The sequence below is a fragment of the Cupriavidus sp. WS genome (assembly GCF_000395345.1).
Lineage (GTDB): Bacteria > Pseudomonadota > Gammaproteobacteria > Burkholderiales > Burkholderiaceae > Cupriavidus > Cupriavidus basilensis_B.
Genome location: NZ_AQPL01000236.1, coordinates 1 through 19,703, shown reverse-complemented (window position 1 = coordinate 19,703; position 19,703 = coordinate 1). Strand labels below are relative to the sequence as shown.

The 19,703-nt window shown below is 71.9% G+C and carries 12 protein-coding genes; 10 read left to right on the top strand and 2 right to left on the bottom strand.

What is annotated here, in order from left to right:
- Positions 1-43: 43 nt before the first annotated feature.
- From K206_RS0119565 to K206_RS42965, 6 genes are all read left to right on the top strand, one after another.
- Complete coding sequence (locus tag K206_RS0119565) at positions 44-1,516, top strand: hypothetical protein (RefSeq protein WP_020204086.1); 1,473 nt, start codon at positions 44-46, stop codon at positions 1,514-1,516.
- Positions 1,513-2,754: a glycosyltransferase gene (locus K206_RS0119560; protein WP_020204085.1), complete on the top strand. Its 1,242-nt coding sequence runs from the start codon at positions 1,513-1,515 to the stop codon at positions 2,752-2,754. The genes K206_RS0119565 and K206_RS0119560 overlap by 4 nt, the downstream gene beginning before the upstream one ends.
- Before the next feature lie 158 nt (positions 2,755-2,912).
- Positions 2,913-4,655, top strand: a complete 1,743-nt coding sequence (locus K206_RS0119555; RefSeq protein WP_020204084.1) for an FAD-dependent oxidoreductase — start codon at positions 2,913-2,915, stop codon at positions 4,653-4,655.
- A 176-nt stretch (positions 4,656-4,831) separates the two neighbouring features.
- Positions 4,832-5,641 (top strand): Crp/Fnr family transcriptional regulator, encoded by an 810-nt coding sequence (locus K206_RS0119550; RefSeq protein WP_020204083.1) that lies wholly within the window; start codon positions 4,832-4,834, stop codon positions 5,639-5,641.
- Positions 5,638-8,073, top strand: a complete 2,436-nt coding sequence (locus tag K206_RS38755; RefSeq protein ID WP_020204082.1) for a polysaccharide biosynthesis tyrosine autokinase — start codon at positions 5,638-5,640, stop codon at positions 8,071-8,073. The genes K206_RS0119550 and K206_RS38755 overlap by 4 nt, the downstream gene beginning before the upstream one ends.
- Positions 8,074-8,380: 307 nt before the next feature.
- Positions 8,381-8,584: a hypothetical protein gene (locus K206_RS42965; RefSeq protein ID WP_020204081.1), complete on the top strand. Its 204-nt coding sequence runs from the start codon at positions 8,381-8,383 to the stop codon at positions 8,582-8,584.
- A 15-nt stretch (positions 8,585-8,599) separates the two neighbouring features.
- Here the strand turns inward: K206_RS42965 and K206_RS38750 are convergent, their stop codons facing one another.
- On the bottom strand, positions 8,600-9,310 hold the full coding sequence (locus K206_RS38750; RefSeq protein WP_043366914.1) for a response regulator transcription factor: 711 nt from the start codon (positions 9,308-9,310) through the stop codon (positions 8,600-8,602).
- A gap of 570 nt (positions 9,311-9,880) precedes the next feature.
- On the opposite strand from K206_RS38750, the gene K206_RS0119530 reads away from it, so the two are divergent.
- Positions 9,881-10,519, top strand: coding sequence for a response regulator transcription factor (locus K206_RS0119530; RefSeq protein ID WP_020204079.1), 639 nt, complete (start codon positions 9,881-9,883; stop codon positions 10,517-10,519).
- Between the two features lie 40 nt (positions 10,520-10,559).
- Here K206_RS0119530 and K206_RS0119525 read toward each other — a convergent pair whose 3' ends face one another.
- A complete protein-coding gene (locus K206_RS0119525) occupies positions 10,560-13,832 on the bottom strand; it encodes a transporter substrate-binding domain-containing protein (protein WP_020204078.1) in 3,273 nt (1,090 codons plus the stop codon).
- Positions 13,833-14,649: 817 nt separating this feature from the next.
- Between K206_RS0119525 and K206_RS0119520 the strand changes: the two genes are divergently transcribed.
- The 3 genes from K206_RS0119520 to K206_RS0119510 all read left to right on the top strand — a co-directional run bounded on the left by K206_RS0119520 (position 14,650) and on the right by K206_RS0119510 (position 19,485).
- Entirely contained in the window at positions 14,650-16,881 is a 2,232-nt protein-coding gene (locus tag K206_RS0119520) for a hypothetical protein (protein WP_020204077.1), read from the top strand.
- 286 nt (positions 16,882-17,167) lie between these two features.
- Positions 17,168-17,899, top strand: coding sequence for a glutathione peroxidase (locus K206_RS0119515; protein ID WP_020204076.1), 732 nt, complete (start codon positions 17,168-17,170; stop codon positions 17,897-17,899).
- A gap of 194 nt (positions 17,900-18,093) precedes the next feature.
- Positions 18,094-19,485 (top strand): dihydrolipoyl dehydrogenase, encoded by a 1,392-nt coding sequence (locus tag K206_RS0119510; RefSeq protein WP_029043834.1) that lies wholly within the window; start codon positions 18,094-18,096, stop codon positions 19,483-19,485.
- Positions 19,486-19,703 lie beyond the last annotated feature (218 nt).

Genomic DNA, 19,703 nt, shown 5'->3' with positions numbered 1-19,703 from the left:
GCGCGCCGCGCGGGCCCGCCGCGGCTGACGGAGGGCTGCCGCCATGCGCAACCGCTTCGCACCGCTGTGGATCTGGCTGATGCTGTATCCGCTCGCGCTCGACTTCAAGAGCGTGGACGAGAACGGCACGCGGATCCTGCAGATCCTGCTGACGGTGCCCGCCGTCGGCGCGGCCGCGGCGCTGGCGCTGATCGCGCCGCGCTTCACCGGGCGCACCCAACTGAGCCGGCTGGCGATGGCGGCGCTGCTGCTGACGGTGCCGGGCAGCCTGGTGGCCCAGCTCGTGCAGGGCAACGACCTCGGCAACTACCTGCGCGTGCTGCTGCCGTTCCTGCTGCTGCTGCTCGGCTACCTGGCGGCGCGCCATCCGTGGCCGGAGGACCGGCTGGCGTACATCGAGGGTGTCATGTTCAACGCGGTGGCGGTGTCGCTGCTGTTTACCTTCGCCTATGGCATGGCGGTCGGCGGCGGGCTGGAGAACGTGCGCTTTCGCATCGTCTCGCCGGCCTTCCTGGTGCTGCAGGGCGTGCTGCTGCATGAGTTCGTCATCGCGCGGCGGGTGACGAAGATGAACCTGCTGCTGTTCATCGTCAGCGTGGTGATCGAGATGCTGAGCGTGACGCGCAGCCTGCTGGTCGGCACGGCCCTGCTGTTCCTGTTCGCGACCTGGCTCAGCGCGCCGTCGATCCGGCACCTGATGCGCGCGGCGCTGCGCGCCACGGTCATCACGGCCACGCTCGCGGGCGGCACCGCGCTGATCGGCTCGGCGCTGTTCCCGAGCGTCGCCGCGCACTGGACGCAGCGCCTCGCCGCGGCCAAGGCGACCGAGTCCGGCATCGACCCGACCACCGCCACGCGCCTGGCCGAGCTCAAGGACCAGTACGACCAGGTCACGCAGAACAAGACCTCGCTGCTGGTCGGCAAGGGCTACGGGCACTACTACCGCTATTCGCCGGCCTACCTGCCGGCGCTCACCGGGCAGATGACCGAGAAGGAGTTCTACGCCATCAACGAATGGACGGCCGGGCACAACTTCTGGGTCTACCAGTTGTTCGCCGGCGGCCTGCTGTTCGGCATCGCCCTGCCGGCGATCGTGCTGTACGCGCTGTACCGCGGCAGCGTGGCCTACCGCCACTGGCGCCGCGTGGCGCCGGACGCGCCGTACCTGGCCGTGCTCGGGCGCGCGCTGCTGGTGTTGGCCTCGCTGCCGGCCGCCTCGATCGGCGGCAATCCGCTCGGGCCGCGCTTCTCGGGCCTGCTGTACGGCGTGGCGCTGGGCCTGCTGGTGGCCACGCATGCGCGCCTGCTGCGCGCCGAGGCCCGCGGCAGGCAGGAAGCGCCGGCGCAGCAAGCGCCGGCTGCCGGGCCGGCCGCGCCGGCGTGGCAGCCGCTGCCCGGCGGCGCCTACCCGCATCCGCTGCCGCTGCCGGCGCCGGCGGTGGTCGCGGCAGCCGCGGCGGACCCGGCCGCGCAGGTGCCGCGCCTGCGCCATCAACCGAGCGGGGCGTCCACATGAAGATCCTCCATGTACTGGCGTCGGTCGATCCGCGCGGCGGCGGTCCGGTGGAAAGCGTGCGCCAGGGCAGCGCCCAGCTGCTGGCGCTGGGCCACAAGGTCGAGGTGCTGTCGCTCGACGCGCCGGACGCGCCCGGCGTGGCCGGCTTCACGCTGCCGCTGCATGCGCTCGGGCCGGCGCGCGGCTTCTATCACTATTCGCCGCGGCTGGTGCCGTGGCTGCGCGCGCACGCGCGCGAGTTCGACGCGGTGATCGTCAACGGCCTGTGGCAATACCACGGCTTCGGGACTTGGCGCGCGCTGCGCAAGCTGGACGTGCCCTACTACGTCTACCCGCACGGCATGCTCGACCCGTGGTTCAAGCGCGCCTATCCGCTCAAGCACCTGAAGAAATGGCTGTACTGGCCGTGGGCGGAATACCGCGTGCTGCGCGACGCGCGGGCGGTGCTGTTTACCGCCGAGGAAGAGCGCCGTCTGGCCGCCCGGTCGTTCTGGCTGTACCGGGTGCGCGCGCGCGTGGTCAGCTTCGGCACGCAGGCGCCGCCGCCGGAAGACGCGTCCGGCGTGCCGCCGCGCGAGCGCTTCCTGGCCGCGCATCCCGAGCTGCGCGGCAAGCGCATCGTGCTGTTCCTCGGCCGCATCCACGAGAAAAAAGGCTGCGACCTGCTGATCGAGGCGTTCGGCCGCGCCGCCGCGCGCTATCCCGACGCGCACCTGGTGATGGCCGGCCCCGACGGCGCGGGCTGGGGCGAACGGCTGCGCGCGCAGGCGGCGGCGGCCGGCATCGGCGCGCGCGTGAGCTGGCCCGGCATGCTCGACGGCCCGATGAAATGGGGCGCGTTCCGCGCCAGCGACGTGTTCGTGCTGCCTTCGCACCAGGAGAACTTCGGCATCGCGGTGGCCGAGGCGATGGCGTGCGGCGTGCCGGTGCTGATTTCCGACAAGGTGAACATCTGGCGCGAGGTCGAGGGCGACGGCGCCGGCCTGGCCGCGCCGGACACGGCGCAGGGCACGGAAGCGCTGCTGCGCTGCTGGTTCGCCCTGGGCGAGCGCGAGCGCGGCGCGATGCGCGCGTGCGCGCAGGCCAGCTTCGCGCGGCGCTTCTCGGTCGAGGGCATGGCCGGCGACCTGCTGCGCGTGCTGCAGGCCGAGCCGCCCGCGCACGAGCATGGCCGCAAGCCGGCGCAGGAGGCCGCGCGCGCGGTGCCGGTGCCGGGCTGGCGCGCCGGCGACGGCTGACGCCGGCGCGGAAGAACAGGCGAAGGGAGGCGAGGGCGGGCGCGCTTGGCCGCCGTTGGCGCAATGTTGGCGAACGCCGGCGAGCACGCCGTAGGAAGATGGATCGACAGCGAAGGGGTTGCCGCCGGGCCGCGCGTCCGGCGAGCGGGGAGCAGGCCATGTTCATCGACACAAGAAAACTGCAGGACGACACCGTCGTGCACAGCACCGTCTGCATCATCGGTGCCGGCGTGGCCGGCATCACGCTGGCGCTGGAGATGGACCGCCTGGGCATCGATGCCTGCCTGCTGGAAAGCGGCGGCTACAGCGCCGACGACGACACTCGCGACCTCTACCGCGGCGAGAACACCGGCCTGCCCTACGCCTTCGCCGACGGCTGCCGCAGCCGCTATCTCGGCGGCAGTAGCAACTGCTGGGGCGGCTGGTGCCGGCCGCTGGATCCGTGGGACCTGGAGCGGCGCAGCTGGGTCGCGCACAGCGGCTGGCCGTTCGGGCTCGACGAGCTCACGCCGTTCTACGAGCGCACCCACGCGCTGCTCAAGCTCGGGCCCAACAATTTCGACCCGGCCTACTGGGAGGCTTCCATCCGGCGCCACGACGTGCGGCGCCTGCCGCTCACCGGCGGGCACATCCGCGACACCATCTCGCAGTTCAGCCCGCCGGCGCGCTTCGGCAAGCTGTACCGCCCGCAACTGGAGAAGTCGCAGCGCGTCAAGGTCTACCTGTACGCCAACGTGGTCAACATCGACGCCAATGCGGATGCTTCGTCGGTCACGCGGGTGTCGGTGGCCACGCTCAGCGGGCGGCGCCTCAAGGTGGCGGCGCGGCTGTTCGTGCTGGCCACCGGCGGCATCGAGAACGCGCGCCTGCTGCTGGCCTCGAACGGCGTGCAGGCGGCCGGGCTGGGCAACGGCGCCGACCTCGTGGGGCGCTATTTCATGGACCATCCGCGCCTGATGTCCGGCAGCGTGCGCTTCAGCAGGGCGTGGGAGCGCAACAAGCTGTACGACATCAAATACCACTACCAGAACGCGGCGGTCAAAGCCCACGGCACGCACGTGTCCTCGCAGTTCGCGCTCAAGCCGGCGGTGCTGGAGCGCGAGGGGCTGCTCAATTCGCGCGTGTGGTTCTTCTCGCTGTTCTACGGCGAGGGCAGCCGCGGCGCGGAGGCGCTGATCCGCGCCAAGCAGGCGCTGCTGAAGAAGGAGCAGCCCGGGCGCAAGGTCAGCCGCGACCTGCTGACGATGGCCGCGCACCCGATCGACACCGTGGGCTTCGGGCTGACGCGGCTGCTGCAGCCGCGCTCGCTGATCACCGGCGTCAAGATGCAGGCCATCGTGGAAGCGGAGCCCGATCCGCACAGCCGCGTGACGCTGTGCGACCAGCGCGACCGGCTCGGCCTGCCGCGCGTGCGCGTGCACTGGCGCGTGGGCAGCCTGGTGCAGCGCACCTTCGACCGCACCTTCGCGCTGCTGGCCGACGAGCTGCAGCGCAGCGGCGTGGCGCAGGTCACGCTCGATCCGCCCACCGAGGGGCAGCCGTGGCCGGCCTCGCTCGAAGGGACGTGGCACCACATGGGCACCACGCGCATGCACGATTCGCCAAGATCGGGCGTGGTGGACCGCAACTGCCGCGTGCACGGCCTGGCCAACCTCTACGTGGCGGGCAGCTCGGTGTTCCCGACCGTGGGCGCGAACTTCCCCACCATCACCATCGCCGCGCTGTCGCTGCGGCTGGGCGAGCATATCGCGCGCGAGGTCGCCATGCCGGGCGCGACGTACAAGAGCGACGCGGAGGCGCCGCGCAAGGCACCCGCGGCCGTGCCGGAGGAGAGCCTGGCGCTCGCGGCGGCCGCGATCGCGCCGGCCGGGCCCGGGCTGATGCCGATGCCGAAGGAGTAGCCGGGCGTCACTTGACGCAGCGGGAGGTGACAGGCGTGACGGTGTTGCCAGCAATCACGAACGCAGCCGCGGCGGGCCGGCATTGGCGCAGATCTTGCGGCATGCGTGGCGCGGCGCCGGCCGGCGCCGCGCGCGGGCGGCCACGAGAGCGGCCAGGATTGGCGGAGGGAACGACTATGTACGGCCAGCGACTGTCTCCGGACGTGAACTTGCTGCTGCGCGGCTTGCCGCGCGAAGACTGGGGCGCGCTCTCCGACTACGTCGAGCTGGTGCGCATGCGTCCCGGGCAGCTGCTCTGCGATACCGGCCAGCACACCAACCACGTCTACTTCCCGACCACCGCGGTGGTGTCGATGCTGTCCTTCCTCGAGGACGGCACCGCCATCGAGATCGCCACCGTGGGCAGCGAGGGCATGGTCGGCATCCCGGTGGTCACGGGCGGGCAGGCCATGCCGTTCCGCTTCGAGGTGCAGACCCCCGGCTACGGCTTCCGCCTGAGCTCGGTGCGGCTGCGGCAGGAACTGCTGCGCTCGCCGGCCACGCTGCGCGCGGCGCTGCTGTACGTGCAGGCGCTGATGACGCAGATCGCGCAGACCGCGGTGTGCAACCGCTACCACTCGCTGAGCCAGCAGGTGTGCCGCTGGCTGCTGCTGACCGCCGACCGCCTGTGCTCCAACGAGATCGCCATCACCCAGCAGGTGATCGCCGCGCGCCTGGGCGTGCGCCGCGAAGGGGTGACGGAGGCCGCCGGCAAGCTCGCCGACCTGGGCCTGATCCATTACAGCCGGGGCCACATCACGCTGATCGACCGGCGCCGGCTGGAGCTGCACGCCTGCGAATGCTATGGCCTGGTCACGCGCGAGTACGGGCGCCTGCTGTCCGGGCGGCCCGCCGAGCTGTGCCTGCTCGACGGCGGCGGCCGGGCACGGCCCGGCTCCGCCGGCGCGCATCCGTCGCATTCAGCCCATTCAGGGAGCTGCCTGTGAATACCTTCACCCAAGCCGGCCCCGCGCCGGCATTCCGGGCGCCGGCCGCGGCCGTGCGCCGCGGCATGGCCCGCGCATGGCACGACCATGCCGGGATGATCGCCGGCGCCGCCGCCGGCGCGGCGCTGTGCGGCGCGATCTATGCGTGGTCGCTGCCCGCGGTCTACCAGGCCGACGTGCTGGTGCGGCCCGAGGCGCGGCCCGAGGCGGGCAAGGGAAGCGGCCCGGGCGGCCAGTCCGCCGCGCCGCCCGCCGGCGAGCTGCGCCCGGACGCGCTGACCAGCCGCGCGGTGCTCACGCCGGTGGTGCGCGAGTCCCGGCTCGACATCGTCGCGGCGGCGCGCGTGGTGCCGCTCATCGGGCCGCTGTGGGCGCGCTTCGCCGGCGCCGCCGACGGCGCGCCGCTGGCGCCGCCGGCGGGCCTGGACGCGCTGTCCGGTTATGCCTGGGGCGGCGAGCGCATCGACGTGCTGGCGCTGAACGTGCCCGAGGCCCTGCTCAACCAGCCGCTCACGCTGGTGGCGCTCGGCGACGGCGAGTTCCGCCTGGAGCGCGCCGACGGCGCCACGCTGCTCGCCGGCAAGGCCGGCGACGTGGTGCGCGGCGAAGGCGTGTCGATGAAGCTGGCGCGGCTGGACGCGCGCGCGGGCACGCGCTTCACGCTGACGCGGCGCGATCCGGTCACGGCCTACGACCTGCTGGTGCGCGGGCTCATGGTGGAAGCGCAGCCGGGCACGGCCGGCACGGTCGCGGGCACGGCCGGCGCCGCGCCGCAGGCGGTGCGCATCGCCTGGCGCGACGGCGACCCCGCGCGCGCCGCCGCCGTGGTCAACGCGGTGGCGCACTCGATCTCCGACACCGAGGTTGGCCAGCGGCGCGAGCAGGCCGACCAGCAGCTCGACTTCATCACCGGCGAGCTGCCGCGCGTGAAGGCGCAGCTCGAGCAGGCCGAGGCCGCGCTCGCGCGCTACCGCGCCCGCGCCGGCTCGATGCAGCCCACCGAGGAATCGAAGTCGTACCTGAGCGGCAGCATCGACTACCAGAAGCAGATCTCCGCGCTGCGCATCGAGCGCGCGCGCCTGCTGCGCAAGTACACCACCGAAAGCCAGGAAGTGCAGGCCGTCGACGACCAGCTCCAGCAGCTCGCCAGCGACCGCCGCAACCTGGAGACGCAGCGCAAGGGCCTGACCGAGGCCGAGCGCGAATCGGCCTCGCTGACGCGCGACGTGAAGGTGGCCGAGGACACCTACATGGCCCTGCGCCGCCAGGCGCAGGCGCTGGCGCTGGCGCAGTCCGACCGCACCAGCGACGTGCGGCTGGTGGACTTCGCCGTGGCCCCGGCGCTGCCGGTCGGCCCGCAGCGGGGCCTGCTGACCGCGCTGGCGGCCTTGCTGGGCCTGCTGGCCAGCGCCGCGCTGGCGGTCTACAAGGGGCGCGCGCGCCAGGGCATGGACAGCGCGCCGGAGATCGAGAGCACGCTGGCGCTGCCGATGGTGGGCGAGGTGGTGTTCAGTCCCGAGCAGGCCGAGCTCGAGCGCCGCAGCCAGGCGTCGCCGCGCTCGCTGATCGCGCCCACGCTGCTGGCCGGCGAGCGGGCCCAGGCCATGTGCCTGCCGTCGGGCGTGGACGGCGCGCGCGCGGCGCTGCGCGGCGCGGTCTCGCCGGCCACGATGCAGCCGGAGGCGGCCGGCGAGCCGCCGCCCGCGCTGCACGACCGCTACCTGCTGGCGCGGCAATACCCGCACGCGCCGGCCGTGGAAGGACTGCGCACGCTGCGCGCGGCGCTGCATTTCGCGATGGAGGGCGCGGCCAACCACATCGTCGCCGTCACCAGCGCCTCGGCGGGCGCCGGCAAGACCTTCGGCGCGGTCAACCTGGCGGTGCTGGCAGCCGAGGCCGGCATGCGCGTGCTGCTGGTCGACGGCGACCTGCGCCGCGCCCGCGTGGCCGGCCAGTTCGGGCTGGAGGGCATGCCGGGGCTGGCCGACCTGCTGTGCGGCACGCTGGCCCTGCACGATGCGATCCGGCCCACCGCGGTGCCCGGCCTGTGGCTGCTCGCCGCCGGCACGCGGCCGGTGAACCCGTCCGAGCTGCTGATGCTGCCGGCGCTGCGCGAGCTGCTGCTGACCTGCGACGCCGGCTTCGACCTGATCCTGGTGGATACGCCGCCGATCCTGGCGGTGGCGGACGCGGCGCTGGTGGGGCGCCTGGCCGGCTCCACGCTGCTGTTCGTGCGCGCCGACTGCACGCCGCAGGAGAAGGTGAGCGAGGCCCTCAAGCAGCTCGAGCGCGCGCGCGCCAACGTGATCGGCGGGGTGCTCAACGGCCTGCAGTTGCGCCGCAGCAACCGCGAGCGCTGCGGCGAGACCACCAGCTACCTGCGCGCGACGCCGCTCGAAGACCCCGGCACGCCCGGCTGGCGGATCTGCTGAGCGCCGCCTCGCCGGCGCCGCGCGCGAACCCGTGAGCCCTCGAACTCACTGTGTGCCGGGGTTCGCGCGGACCGCCTCGCGCCGCGCTCCGGCCGCCGCGTCCGTGCCCGCACGTGCGCGGGACGGCACGTTCCGCGCGTAGCACGATGAAATGTTTGTGACAACCCTCAATTGAGGCCTTCCGGCAGCCGTTATGCGGTGGAACAGTCCACGGCATTCATGGTGAAATGCATCGAATAAAGCCGGATAGCCGGTCAGTCGTCACCGGCCGTGGTCTTCGGCCCCGATGCGGGCAAGGAGGGGACAAATGAATCTGTTGAAAGCGCTCTGGTGGTGCCCGTTGTCCCTGATGGCGACGATCACCGTGCCCCTGCCCGATCCCGGTTTCGAGATGCAGGCCGCGCCCGCGGCCCCCGGCGACCATGTCGGCCCCGGCCAGCCGTGGCGCGCCGGGGTCGATACCGATATCGATGCCGGCGCCGCGCAGCGCCACCCGCGCGGACAGGCCTGAGGCCGCCGCCGCGGGTTAAGGCAGGCTGCCCTCGCCCGCGGCATCCGCGGGCTTGCCGCCGGCGTGCGGCCGCGTCTGGCCGAGCAGGCCGGTGGAGGTGGCGTAGCTGAACAGGTCCATGTCGCCGCGCAGGCCCAGCTTGCGCATGGCCGACATCTTCTGCGTGCTGATGGTCTTGATGCTGCGGCCGAGGTTGGCCGCGATCTGGCTGACCGACATGCCGGTCAGGTACAGGCGGATGACGCTGATCTCGCGCGGGCTGAGCGCGCCGAAGCGCACGCGCGGATCCACCTGCATGCCGGCGCTGTCCTGCAGCGCCTGGATGGTCGGCGACAGGTAGCGGCGCCCGACCAGCATCTGCCCCAGCGCGGTCGCGATGTGCGACGCATCGTCGAGCTTGCTCACCACCGACAGCCGCTCGAACCGCGCCAGCTTGCCGATCTGGCCGGGGTTGTCCATCATCGTCACGACCAGGATCCAGAGCTCGGGATAGTGGCTGCGCACGAGTTCGAGCATGTGCATGCCGTCGCCGTGGGCACCCCCCGGCATGACGAAATCGGTCAGCAGGATGTCGCACGGACGCCGGCTCAGCACCGTGAGCAGCTCGGTGGAGTTGCGGGCGACGCCGGCGATCTCCACGCTGTCGAACTGTGCCAGCAGGCCGCGCAGGCCCAGCAGCATGACGGGATGGTCGTCGGCGATGACGATTAGGGTTTTGGAGGACATAGCATCGGCCTGCATGGGCTCATATCCGGGAAGACGGTGCGCGGGCACGCGGGGATCGTGGTGGGCACGGCGGCGCGGGGCGCCGGCAAGGACATCGGCTTCAGACTTTATCCCCGACGGCGCGGCGGCGGTTTGCGAAATTTCGGCAAATCGCCGTAGCTCGCGGCTTTCGCGGCGGGCGCGCCGGCCGCGCATGGCATGCCGCGGCGCCGTTTCGCATGGCGCGCCGCGTTTTTTCCGCCAACCCCCGCTGAAACTTCCGCATCGCGGCCGCGGGCGCGGCGGTCATGCGCCGGACGGCTCGCCGGGGCGCCGTCGGCCACCTTCGGGCCACCTCTTGGCCACCTTCCGGCCCCCGCCCGGGCGCCGTCGGGGAAGTGCATATTCCGCAGTGCCGCAACTCTTTTGGGAAATTTCCGACATTTTGTGCAGACAATTCCCGGCGCCCGTGGCGTAATTTCATAACATAATCCGCGCTTCACCCGCAAAATCACGGTAAGGCGCCGGAGGCGGGCGGAGCGTGAGCAGTCGGAGAATGAGCTGTCTTTGGGAATCTTGGGGAGAACGCGCGTGGCAACGATCCTGATCGTCGACGATCATCCGGCATTGCGCCTGGTGATCAAGACACAGTTGTCGCAAGTGCTGGGGGTCAGCAACATCCTGGAAGCGGACAATGGCCAGGCGGCCATCGAGGCCGTGCGGCAGTTCGAGCCCGACCTCGCCATCCTGGACCTGGACATCCCGCGCATCAGCGGCCTCGACGTGATTCCCCGGCTCAAGCTGCTGCACCCGCCGATCCGCATCCTCGTGATCTCCGGCCAGGACCAGGCCACCTTCGCGCCGCGCGCGCGGCAGGCCGGCGCGCAGGGCTTCGTGAGCAAGATGCAGGACATGAAGGAGATCGTGCGCTGCGTCGAGGCGGTGATGGCCGGCTACACCGTGTTCCCCGAGATGCGCCACGAGCGCGACCTGCCGCCGGTGTCGCAGCGCGCCGACGAGGAGCGGCTCATGCTGCTGTCGGACAAGGAGATCGTGATCCTGCAGATGCTCGTGCGCGGCCTGTCCAACAAGGCCATCGGCGAGCTGCTGTTCATCAGCAACAAGACGGTGAGCAGCCACAAGACCCGCATCATGGGCAAGCTGCAGGTCAACTCGCTGGTGGACCTGGTCGACTTCGCGCGGCGCTGCCGGCTCTCGCCGGGGCAGTGACGCCATGACCGCGCCGCGGCGCGGCGGCGCCGGCCTCTAGTCAGTCTTCGGGCCGTTCCTCGGCCATCTCCGCCGCGGTCTTGCCCGCCGCCACCTCCGCCACTTCCACCGCCTGCGCGCCGGCGCCGAGATAACCGCGCAGCGTGCGCTCCAGCACCGCCAGCCCGACCGGCTTGACGATCACCGCGTTCATGCCCGCGGCCAGCGCGCGCCGGTGGTCCTCGGCCTGGCCGCTGGCGGTGCAGCCGATGATCGGGACCCGGCTGGCGGCGTCGTGCCGCGCGCGCACCGCGCTGGCCAGGCCGAAGCCGTCCATCACCGGCATCATGCAGTCGCAGATCACCAGGTCCGGCGACTCCCGCAGGATCGCCTGCAGGCCCAGCGCGCCGTCTTCCGCCGTGCACGAGGCAATGCCGAGCCGCTGCAGCTGGCGCACCAGCAGCAGGCGGTTGGGCGCGTGGTCGTCCACCACCAGGACGCGCCGGCCCGGCGGGAACGGCGCGAAGCCGCCGCGCGGCCCGGGCGGGGCCGCCAGCGCCGGTGCCGCGGCGCACACCGGCAGCTCCAGCCGCACCCGGATCCGCGTGCCCTGGCCGGGCTCGCTCTCCAGCGTGACCTGCCCGCCCATCTTGCGCACCAGGTTGTGCGAGATCGACAGGCCCAGCCCGGTGCCGCCGATGTTGGGGCGGCCGGCGGACTCCACCTGGGCGAACGGGCGGAACAGCTTGCCGATGGCCTCGGCCGGGATGCCGATGCCGCTGTCCTCGATGACGATCTCCAGCGCCTGCCGCGCTTCGCGCACGGCCTCGCCATGCAGGCGGATGCGCACGCCGCCGCGCTCGGTGAAGCGGATCGCGTTGGAGACGAAATTGCCGATGACCTGGCGGATGCGCAGCATGTCCACCATGTGCGCGGGCGCGACCGCCGCGTCCGCGTCCAGCGTCAGCGCCAGCCCTTTCTGCGACGCCACCGGGCGGAACATGCGCGCCACCTCCTGCAGGCCGTCGCGCAGGCTCGCCGCGCGCGGCTGCAGCGTGAACTGCCCGGCTTCCATCTTGGACAGGTCGAGGATGTCGTCGAGCAGCGACAGCAGCGAGGTCGCGGCGCTGTGCGCGGTGCCGAGCTGCTCGCGGTCGTGCTCGCCGCGGCGGCGCGTGAGCATCAGTTCCAGCATGCCGAGGATGGCGTTCATCGGCGTGCGGATCTCATGGCTGATCGAGGCCAGGAAGGTGGACTTGGCGCGGTTCGCGGCCTCCGCGCGGTCCTTGGCGCCGGCCAGCTCGGCCAGCATCTGCTCGCGCTCGGTCACGTCGATCCAGCCGCCCACGATGCCGGCGGTGCCGCCGTCGGCGCGGCGCAGCTGCGTCACCCAGCTGGTGACGCTGCGCGCCACGCCGTCGACCATCAGGCGGCGGTCCGCGGCGAAGGGCTGGCCGGTGTCCAGCACGCGCCGGTAGATGTCCATCTGCTCCTGCGAGCCGATATCGGGCTTGATCACGGCGCGCGCATAGGACGGCGCGGTGCCGCGCAGCACTTCGCGCGAGGTGCCGAGCGCCGCCTCGTAGGCGCGGTTGCAGGTGATCATGCGCAGCGCGCTGTCGCGCAGGAAGATCGGCTGCGGGATGCCGTCCAGCACCGTGGCCTGGAACGCGAGCTGGTCCAGCAGGGCGTGCTCGGCCGCGCTGCGCTGCGTGACCTGGCGCCGCAGCGACGTCACCCAGCCCAGGAACAGCGCGCTCACCACCAGCGGCACGGCCGCGCCGGCGATCAGCCACGGCAGCAACTGGCGCCAGGCCAGCACCGGCACGCCGGCCTGGGTCCATTGCGCGCGCATGGCGCCGAGGTCGTCGCGCGAGATGCTGAGCAGGGCCTTGTTGAGGATGGCCAGCAGCTCCGGGTGCTGCCGGGTCACGCCGAGGCCGACCTCGAGCGGCATGCCGCCCGTCGCCGCGGCGATGCGCAGCCGGCCCGCGTAGGCGCGCTTGAGCATGTAGTCGGCCATGAAGGCGCTGGCGATGGTGGCGTCCGCCTTGCCCGCGGCCACCATGCGGAACGCTTCCTCGTAGGTGCCGGTCTCGCGCCGGCTGACCGGGTAGCTGGCGCCCACCAGTTCCTGGATGCCGTTGAACGGCGGCCCCGCGACGACCTTGCCGGCGAGGTCGGCCACGCTGTGGATGCTGTCGTCGCCGGCCTGCGCGACCACCACCCAGTTGCCCGAGTAGTACGGCGCGCTCACCGGCAGGCTGCCGGTGCCGGCGTCCGGATGGTTGATCGGCAGGATCGGCACGACGTCCAGCGCGCCGCTGTCGAGGTCGGCGCTGGCCGTCGCCGCGGTGGCCGGCCAGTACGGCACGAAACGCAGTCCGGTGCGCTGCCCGACCAGTTGCAGCACCTGCTCGGTCAGCCCTTCGAGCTGCTGGCCGGCGCCGATGAACTGGAACGGCACGAGATCGCGCGAAGCCAGGTAGCGCACGTCGCGGTGGCGCGCCAGCCAGGCGCTTTCCGCGGCAGACAGGTTGAGCTTGTCGGCGAGGTGGAATTCGAGCGAGCCGGGCACCCAGGCATTGTCGATCTGGCGCTGCAGCGCCGCCGGCAGGCCGGCCAGCGCGCGCTCGACGAGGCTGCCCAGGGCGGGGTCGGCGACGGCGAAGCGCACGCCCTCCGGGGTGATCGGCGCGAAGTTGCGCGCGGTCAGTTCGCCGTAGCTGTACTGGTCGATCAGGTAGCTGGCCGCGGCGGCGCTGGTGACCATCACGAAGTCCGCCTTGCGCACCAGTTCGTCGAGCGCGCCGAGCAGGTTGTCGAACGCGCGCAGCGGCGCGTCCGGGTAGGCCTGCTCCAGCGCGGCGGGCGAGACCTCGCCGCGCAGGTAGCCGATGGCGCGCGTCGCCTCGTTGTGGCGGCTGTCGCGGCGCGAGATGACTTCGACCAGGCGGTGCGCGCGGTAGGGCGCGGTGCGCAGGCCGCCGGGCTGGCCGTCCAGCACGGTGGTGACGAGGTCGACCGCGCCCTGGTCGAGCGCGCGCCGCGCGGCCTGCGGCGACGGGTAGCGCATGACGCGCAGCGGCACGCCCATGCGCGCGGCGAGCACGGCGAGATAGTCGGCCGAGATCCCGCGGTATTCCCCTTCCAGGTCGACCAGGTCGAACGGCGGCAGGTAGTTGCCCGCCACGCCGACCCGCAGGCCGGCGCCGGCGCGGCGCCAGGCGGCCAGCGCCGGGCTGTCCGGCAGCGGCGCCGCCCACTGCGCGCCGCCCGCGGCCGGCGAGGGCGCCAGGCGAAGCTGCAGGCTGAAGGGGGCGGCGGGCGGCATGGCGGTGGCCGGGGCCGGATCCGCCTGCGCGGGCAGGCACAGCGCCAGCAGCGACGCCGCGAGGCAGCGGGCCAGGCGGCGCGGCTGCCACGTGGCCGGCAGATGCGTTCCCCGAGGCGGCAGACTATTGGCGGAGCATGGGGGAAAACAGCGGCACATAAGGCATTTCTCGTCAAAGGCAGGGGGGCCGGCAGGAACTGGGTGAGCTGCCGGGGCCTGGAGGAGGCCGCTGGATCGGGGGCGGCAATTGTGACAAATGTAAAGGCCGCCTTGGGCAGTTGCGTTGCGAAATATCCGAAATAGATGTCGGCCCTTTCCGGTGCTGGGGTACGCCATTGCCTAGGACGCGCGGCCTGGGAAGGGCAGGTGCTTTCCCCGTGCCTCGGCTCCGGCGCCGGCCTCGTTCCGGCGGGCCGTTGGCGAAAATGGCTTGCGTTGTGGCGCTTTGCGCGGTGACGGAGGAATCCGACGCGGTCCGAGGACGGTGCTTTCGGCGGTATGCCGTGGCGATGTTTTGCGGCATTCCGATATTCGGAAATTCGAATGAAAAATCAAATTCACCTGTCACGGAATTGACATGGGAGATGCGACAAGCATTTCGAATATCAGATGTAAATATTGGTTATTGGGTAATTCCCGGCCATTGCACATAATTCCCAGCAACCGGTGGACGGCCTTCGCCGCGCGCGTGCCCGCGGGCCGCCTGCGGCCAACGGCCGGAGCACGAAGAGACGAGCGGACGGAAGCGCGAAAGGGTGGAAAGACCCGCGCGTCCCGGCACCGGACCCACCACAAACGCCACGCAGGAGGGGAGCCCGTGGACCGATTCGCGCGCCGCACCGAATTCAAGTCGCTGACCGTGCAGGACCTGCTCGAAGCGCGGGACCGCTATCACGTCCACATCGCCAACCTGCCGCACGTGGTGGGCACCGCGGTGGGCCGCTACCGCATCCGCAAGGACGACGACAACGCCAGCGATCCGCGGCTGAGCCACCGCCCGCCGGGCGCGGGCGCCCCGCCCAGGACGCTCGAGAACAGCGTCATCCGGGACTGGTCGTGGCCCGCGGTGCTGGTGTTCGTGGATACGTGGGTCGGGCTCGACACGCTCAGCCGGCATCCGGAGGCCATCGTCCCGCCCCGGCTGTACCTGCCGGACGGGCGCGTGGTGCCCACCTGCGTGGTGCTGGCCTCGCGGCGGCAGGCCGACCTGTCCGCCGGCGCCGGCCTGTCCTTTCCGACCGGTCTCGTCGGCGGCGGTTATCCGATCTTCCGCGACGCGCAGGGCACCACCCTGCGCGGCACCATCGGCGGCATCGTGTCCGACGGCGCGTACTCCTACGCGCTGACCAGCAGCCACGTGGCCGGCGATGCCGGCGAGCGCCTCTACACCTACGACCGCGGCGGCAAGCGCCAGCTCGGCACCGCCGAGGGCCGCATGGCGGGCAAGTACCCGCTGTCCGACCTCTATCCCGGCTTCGCGGGCGTGCAGACGCTGGTCACGCTGGATGCCGGGCTGGTGCTGATCGACGACATCCAGTCGTGGACCTGCCAGGTGCTCGGCGTCGGCCGCATCGGGGCGCCGCTCGACATCAACGCCAACACGCTCAGCCTCGACATCATCGGCTGCCCGGTGTTCGCCCGCGCGGCCGGCGCGGACAAGGGCGGCGCGCGCGGCGAGATACAGGGGCTGTTCTTCCGTTATGCCACGCTCGGCGGCACGGACCACGTGGCCGAGCTGCTGATCGGGCCGCGGGCCGGCGCCGCCTCGGTGGACACGCGCCCGGGCGATTCCGGCAGCCTGTGGTTCTGGGACGAAGCCGCGGACGCGCTGGCGCTCGGCGACGGCAAGGCCGGGGAGGAGGGACCGGGCGCGGAGGACGGGCAGGGCGGGAACGCGCGCACGCGGGCGTACCGCCCGGTCGGCATCCAGTGGGGCGGGCAGGGCTTCTTCGGCGCCGGCGCGCAGCCGGTGGAGTTCGCGCTGGCCAGCACGCTGAGCGCGGTATGCCGCCAGCTCGACGTCGAGATCGTGCGCGACTGGAACGTCGGGCACAGCCAGTACTGGGGCAAGGTCGGCCACTACAAGATCGGCTACGCGGCCTGCTTCATGGCCGGCGCGCCGGAGCTGGCCACGCTGCTCGCCGCGAACGCGCAGCGCATCTCGGTGAGCGACGAGGACGTCAGCGCCGGCAACCTGCCCGGCGCGAGCGATCGCACCGCCTTCGTCGCGCTGGCCGACGTGCCGGACCTGGTGTGGCGCTACACGCGCAAGATGGACGAGGCCAACCACTTCGCGGACATGGACCAGCCCGGCGAGGGCGAATTCGCCGGGCAGACGCTGCTCGCGCTGTGGGCGGCGGACAAGACCTCGCGCACGGCGCAGGCCTGGACCCGCTTCTACGATGCCCTGGCGCCGTCCCCGGCCGACGAGCACCGCGGGGCGCTGCCGTTCCGCGTCAGGCAGCTCTACGAGGCGATGGTCGGCTTCGCCGGCGACGGCGACGTGGCGGGCTACGTCTGCGCCGCCGGCGTGCTGGCCCACTACATCGGCGACGGCTGCCAGCCGCTGCACGTCTCCGAGCTGCACCACGGGCATCCGGGCCACCCGGAGGAGGAAAAGGTCCATTCGGTCTACGAGACCGCGATGCTGGACGCGAACGCGCCCGACCTGGTCGCGCGCATGGCGCGGCAGGCCAGGGGCAAGCGCGTGAAGAAGCGCTTCACCGGCGGCGACGCCGCGGCCGACGCCGTGGTCCAGCTCATGCGGCGCACGATCGCCGCGCTGCCGCCCGAGACGGTGGTGGACTGCTACCTCAGGAACAAGGGGCGCGGCCAGCTCGACGCCATGTGGGCGGAACTCGGCGAGGCGACGATCGCCCGGATGGTCGACGGCGCGCTGACGCTGGCGACCGTCTGGGAGTCCGCGTGGGAGGAGGGCGGCGGCGGGAAGATCGCCAAGTCGCGCCTCAAGGCCGTTCCCAAGGACACGCTGATGCGCCTCTACAACGACCGCGGCTTTGTCGAGTCGCGGTGGCTCAAGGACATGTAGCGCCCGCTTCGCCTCTCCTCGCTTCCCCTCGCTTCCCCTCGCCCGGGCGCCCGCCCGGGTGCCTTCCTTCCCTCCCGCATCGTTTCCCCCGCCTCCCCGGTCCGCCGGCCCGGCCCGTTCGCGCGCCGCTTTCGGCGCGATAGGTCCGTGCTATGGCGTATCGATAGTAATTTGCAATCGCCGTATTTGTGACGATAAATTGTACAAATAAAGACCGTCCCCCCAGAATCGGGTCTTCGCTGCAACACGCGGCCATCCACCCCCAAGCCACCCAGGAGCCCTACCCATGCTGCAATCCCGTGAAGGTCAACGCGTCCCCAACGTCTCGTTCCGCGTCCGCGAAAACAATGAATGGAAGACGGTGACCACCGCCGACCTGTTCGAGGGCAAGACCATCGCCCTGTTCTCGCTGCCCGGCGCGTTCACCCCGACCTGTTCGTCGACCCACCTGCCGCGCTACAACGAGCTGGCCCCGGTCTTCGCCAAGCACGGCGTGGACGCGATCCTGTGCGTCTCGGTCAACGACACCTTCGTGATGAACGAATGGGCCAAGGACCAGGAATCGGAAAACATCGTCATGATTCCCGACGGCAACGGCGAGTTCACCGAAGGCATGGGCATGCTGGTCGACAAGACCGACCTCGGCTTCGGCAAGCGCAGCTGGCGCTATTCGATGCTGGTCAAGGACGGCGTGGTCGAGAAGATGTTCATCGAGCCGGAAGAGCCGGGCGACCCGTTCAAGGTCTCGGACGCCGACACCATGCTGGGCTACATCGCCCCGGACGCCAGGAAGCCCGACCAGGTCGTGGTCTTCTCCAAGGTGGGCTGCTCGTTCTGCGCCAAGGCCAAGCAGATGCTGTCCGACAACGGCTACGAGTACATCGACGTGCCGCTCGAGCACAAGGTCCGCGGCAAGGTGCTGGGCGCCGTGTCCGGCAACATGACCGCGCCGCAGATCTTCATCAACGGCAGCCTGGTCGGCGACGCCGAGGCGCTCGAGGCCTACCTCGCGCGCTGAGCGCGCCGGGCGTCCGCGCACGCCCCATGTTTCCAGTTTGACGCTTCACCGCCGCAAGGGCGCGGCACGCCGAGTGCCGCGCCCCCAGTCGGCGGACCCGATGGCGGCACCGGCTGCTGCCATCGGGTCCGCTGATTGAAGCAGACTCCACCAGGAAAGACATCGTCATGACCACCACGCAGAGCGAGCAGACCGTGCAGACCATCCACACCGACGTGGCCGTGATCGGCGCCGGCACCGCCGGCCTGGCCGCGTACCGCGCCGCGCGCGCCGCCGGCAAGCGCGCCGTCATCATCGAAGGCGGCCCCTACGGCACCACCTGTGCCCGCGTGGGCTGCATGCCCTCCAAGCTGCTGATCGCGGCGGCCGAGGCCGCGCACGAGCTGCGCCACATCGCGCCGTTCGGCGTGCACGTGGACGGCGCCATCCGCGTCGACGGCCGCGAGGTGATGGACCGCGTCAAGCGCGAGCGCGACCGCTTCGTCGGCTTCGTGGTGCGCAGCGTGGACGGCATTCCCGCCGAGGACAAGATCCGCGGCTACGCCCGCTTCATCGACAACACCGTGCTGGCGGTGGACGGCCACACCACGGTGCGCGCCAGCCGCGTGGTGATCGCCACCGGCTCCAGCCCGATGGTGCCGCCGCCGCTCAAGGCGTTCGGCGACCGCCTGGTGGTCAACGACGACGTGTTCGCGTGGGACGACCTGCCGCGCCGCGTGGCGGTGTTCGGTCCCGGCGTGATCGGCCTCGAGCTGGGCCAGGCCCTGTCGCGCCTGGGCGTGCACGTGCGCGTGTTCGGCCTGCGCGGCGGCGTCGGCCCGCTCACCGATCCGGCCATCAAGGCCAACGCCGTGGCCAGCTTCAGCCAGGAGTTCTACATCGATCCCGATGCGGCGCTGGGCGAGATGCGGCGCGACGGCGACGAGGTGGTGATCAGCTTCACCGGCCTCGACGGCAACCCGGTCACGGAGCGCTTCGACTACGCGCTGGCCGCCACCGGCCGCGTGCCCAACGTGCGCAACCTGGGGCTGGAGAACAGCGGCCTCGAGCTCGACTGGCGCGGCGTGCCGGTGTTCGACCCGGCCACGCTGCAATGCGGCACGGCGCCGGTGTTCATCGCCGGCGACGCCAACGACGTGCTGCCGCTGCTGCACGAAGCGGCCGACGAAGGCAAGGCCGCCGGCGAGAACGCCGCCGCCTATCCCGCGGTGCGCCCGCTGGCGCGCCGCGCGCCGATCGGCGTGGTGTTCTCCGACCCGCAGATCGCGATGGTGGGCCAGCGCCACGCGGACCTCGCGCCGGACAGCTTCGTCACCGGCGAGGTCAGCTTCGAGGACCAGGGCCGCAGCCGCGTGATGCTGAAGAACCGCGGGCTGATGCACGTCTATGCCGACAAGCGCAGCGGGCGCTTCCTCGGCGCCGAATGGACCGGCCCGCGCGCCGAGAACATCGCGCACCTGCTGGCCTGGGCTTACCAGCAGGCGCTCACCGTGGAGCAGATGCTGGCCATGCCGTACTACCACCCGGTGGTGGAAGAGGGCCTGCGCACCGCGCTGCGCGACGCGGCGGCGAAACTCGCCGCCTAGCCCGCCGCCGATGTCCGTCGCCCGCCGCGCGATGCCCGCCGCGCGGGTTTGCCGGTGCCCGCCCGCGTGGCCGGGGCGGCGCGCCGGCCACGCGGGCACGCGCTCACTTCGGCGCCGTTTTCCCGCGCGCGCCCGGCGCGGCATCGCATGGCGCGAGCGCCCTTCACATTCCTTGACGCGCGTGTCCGTTCCAGAGTAGGCGGGCCGCCGGCGAAGCC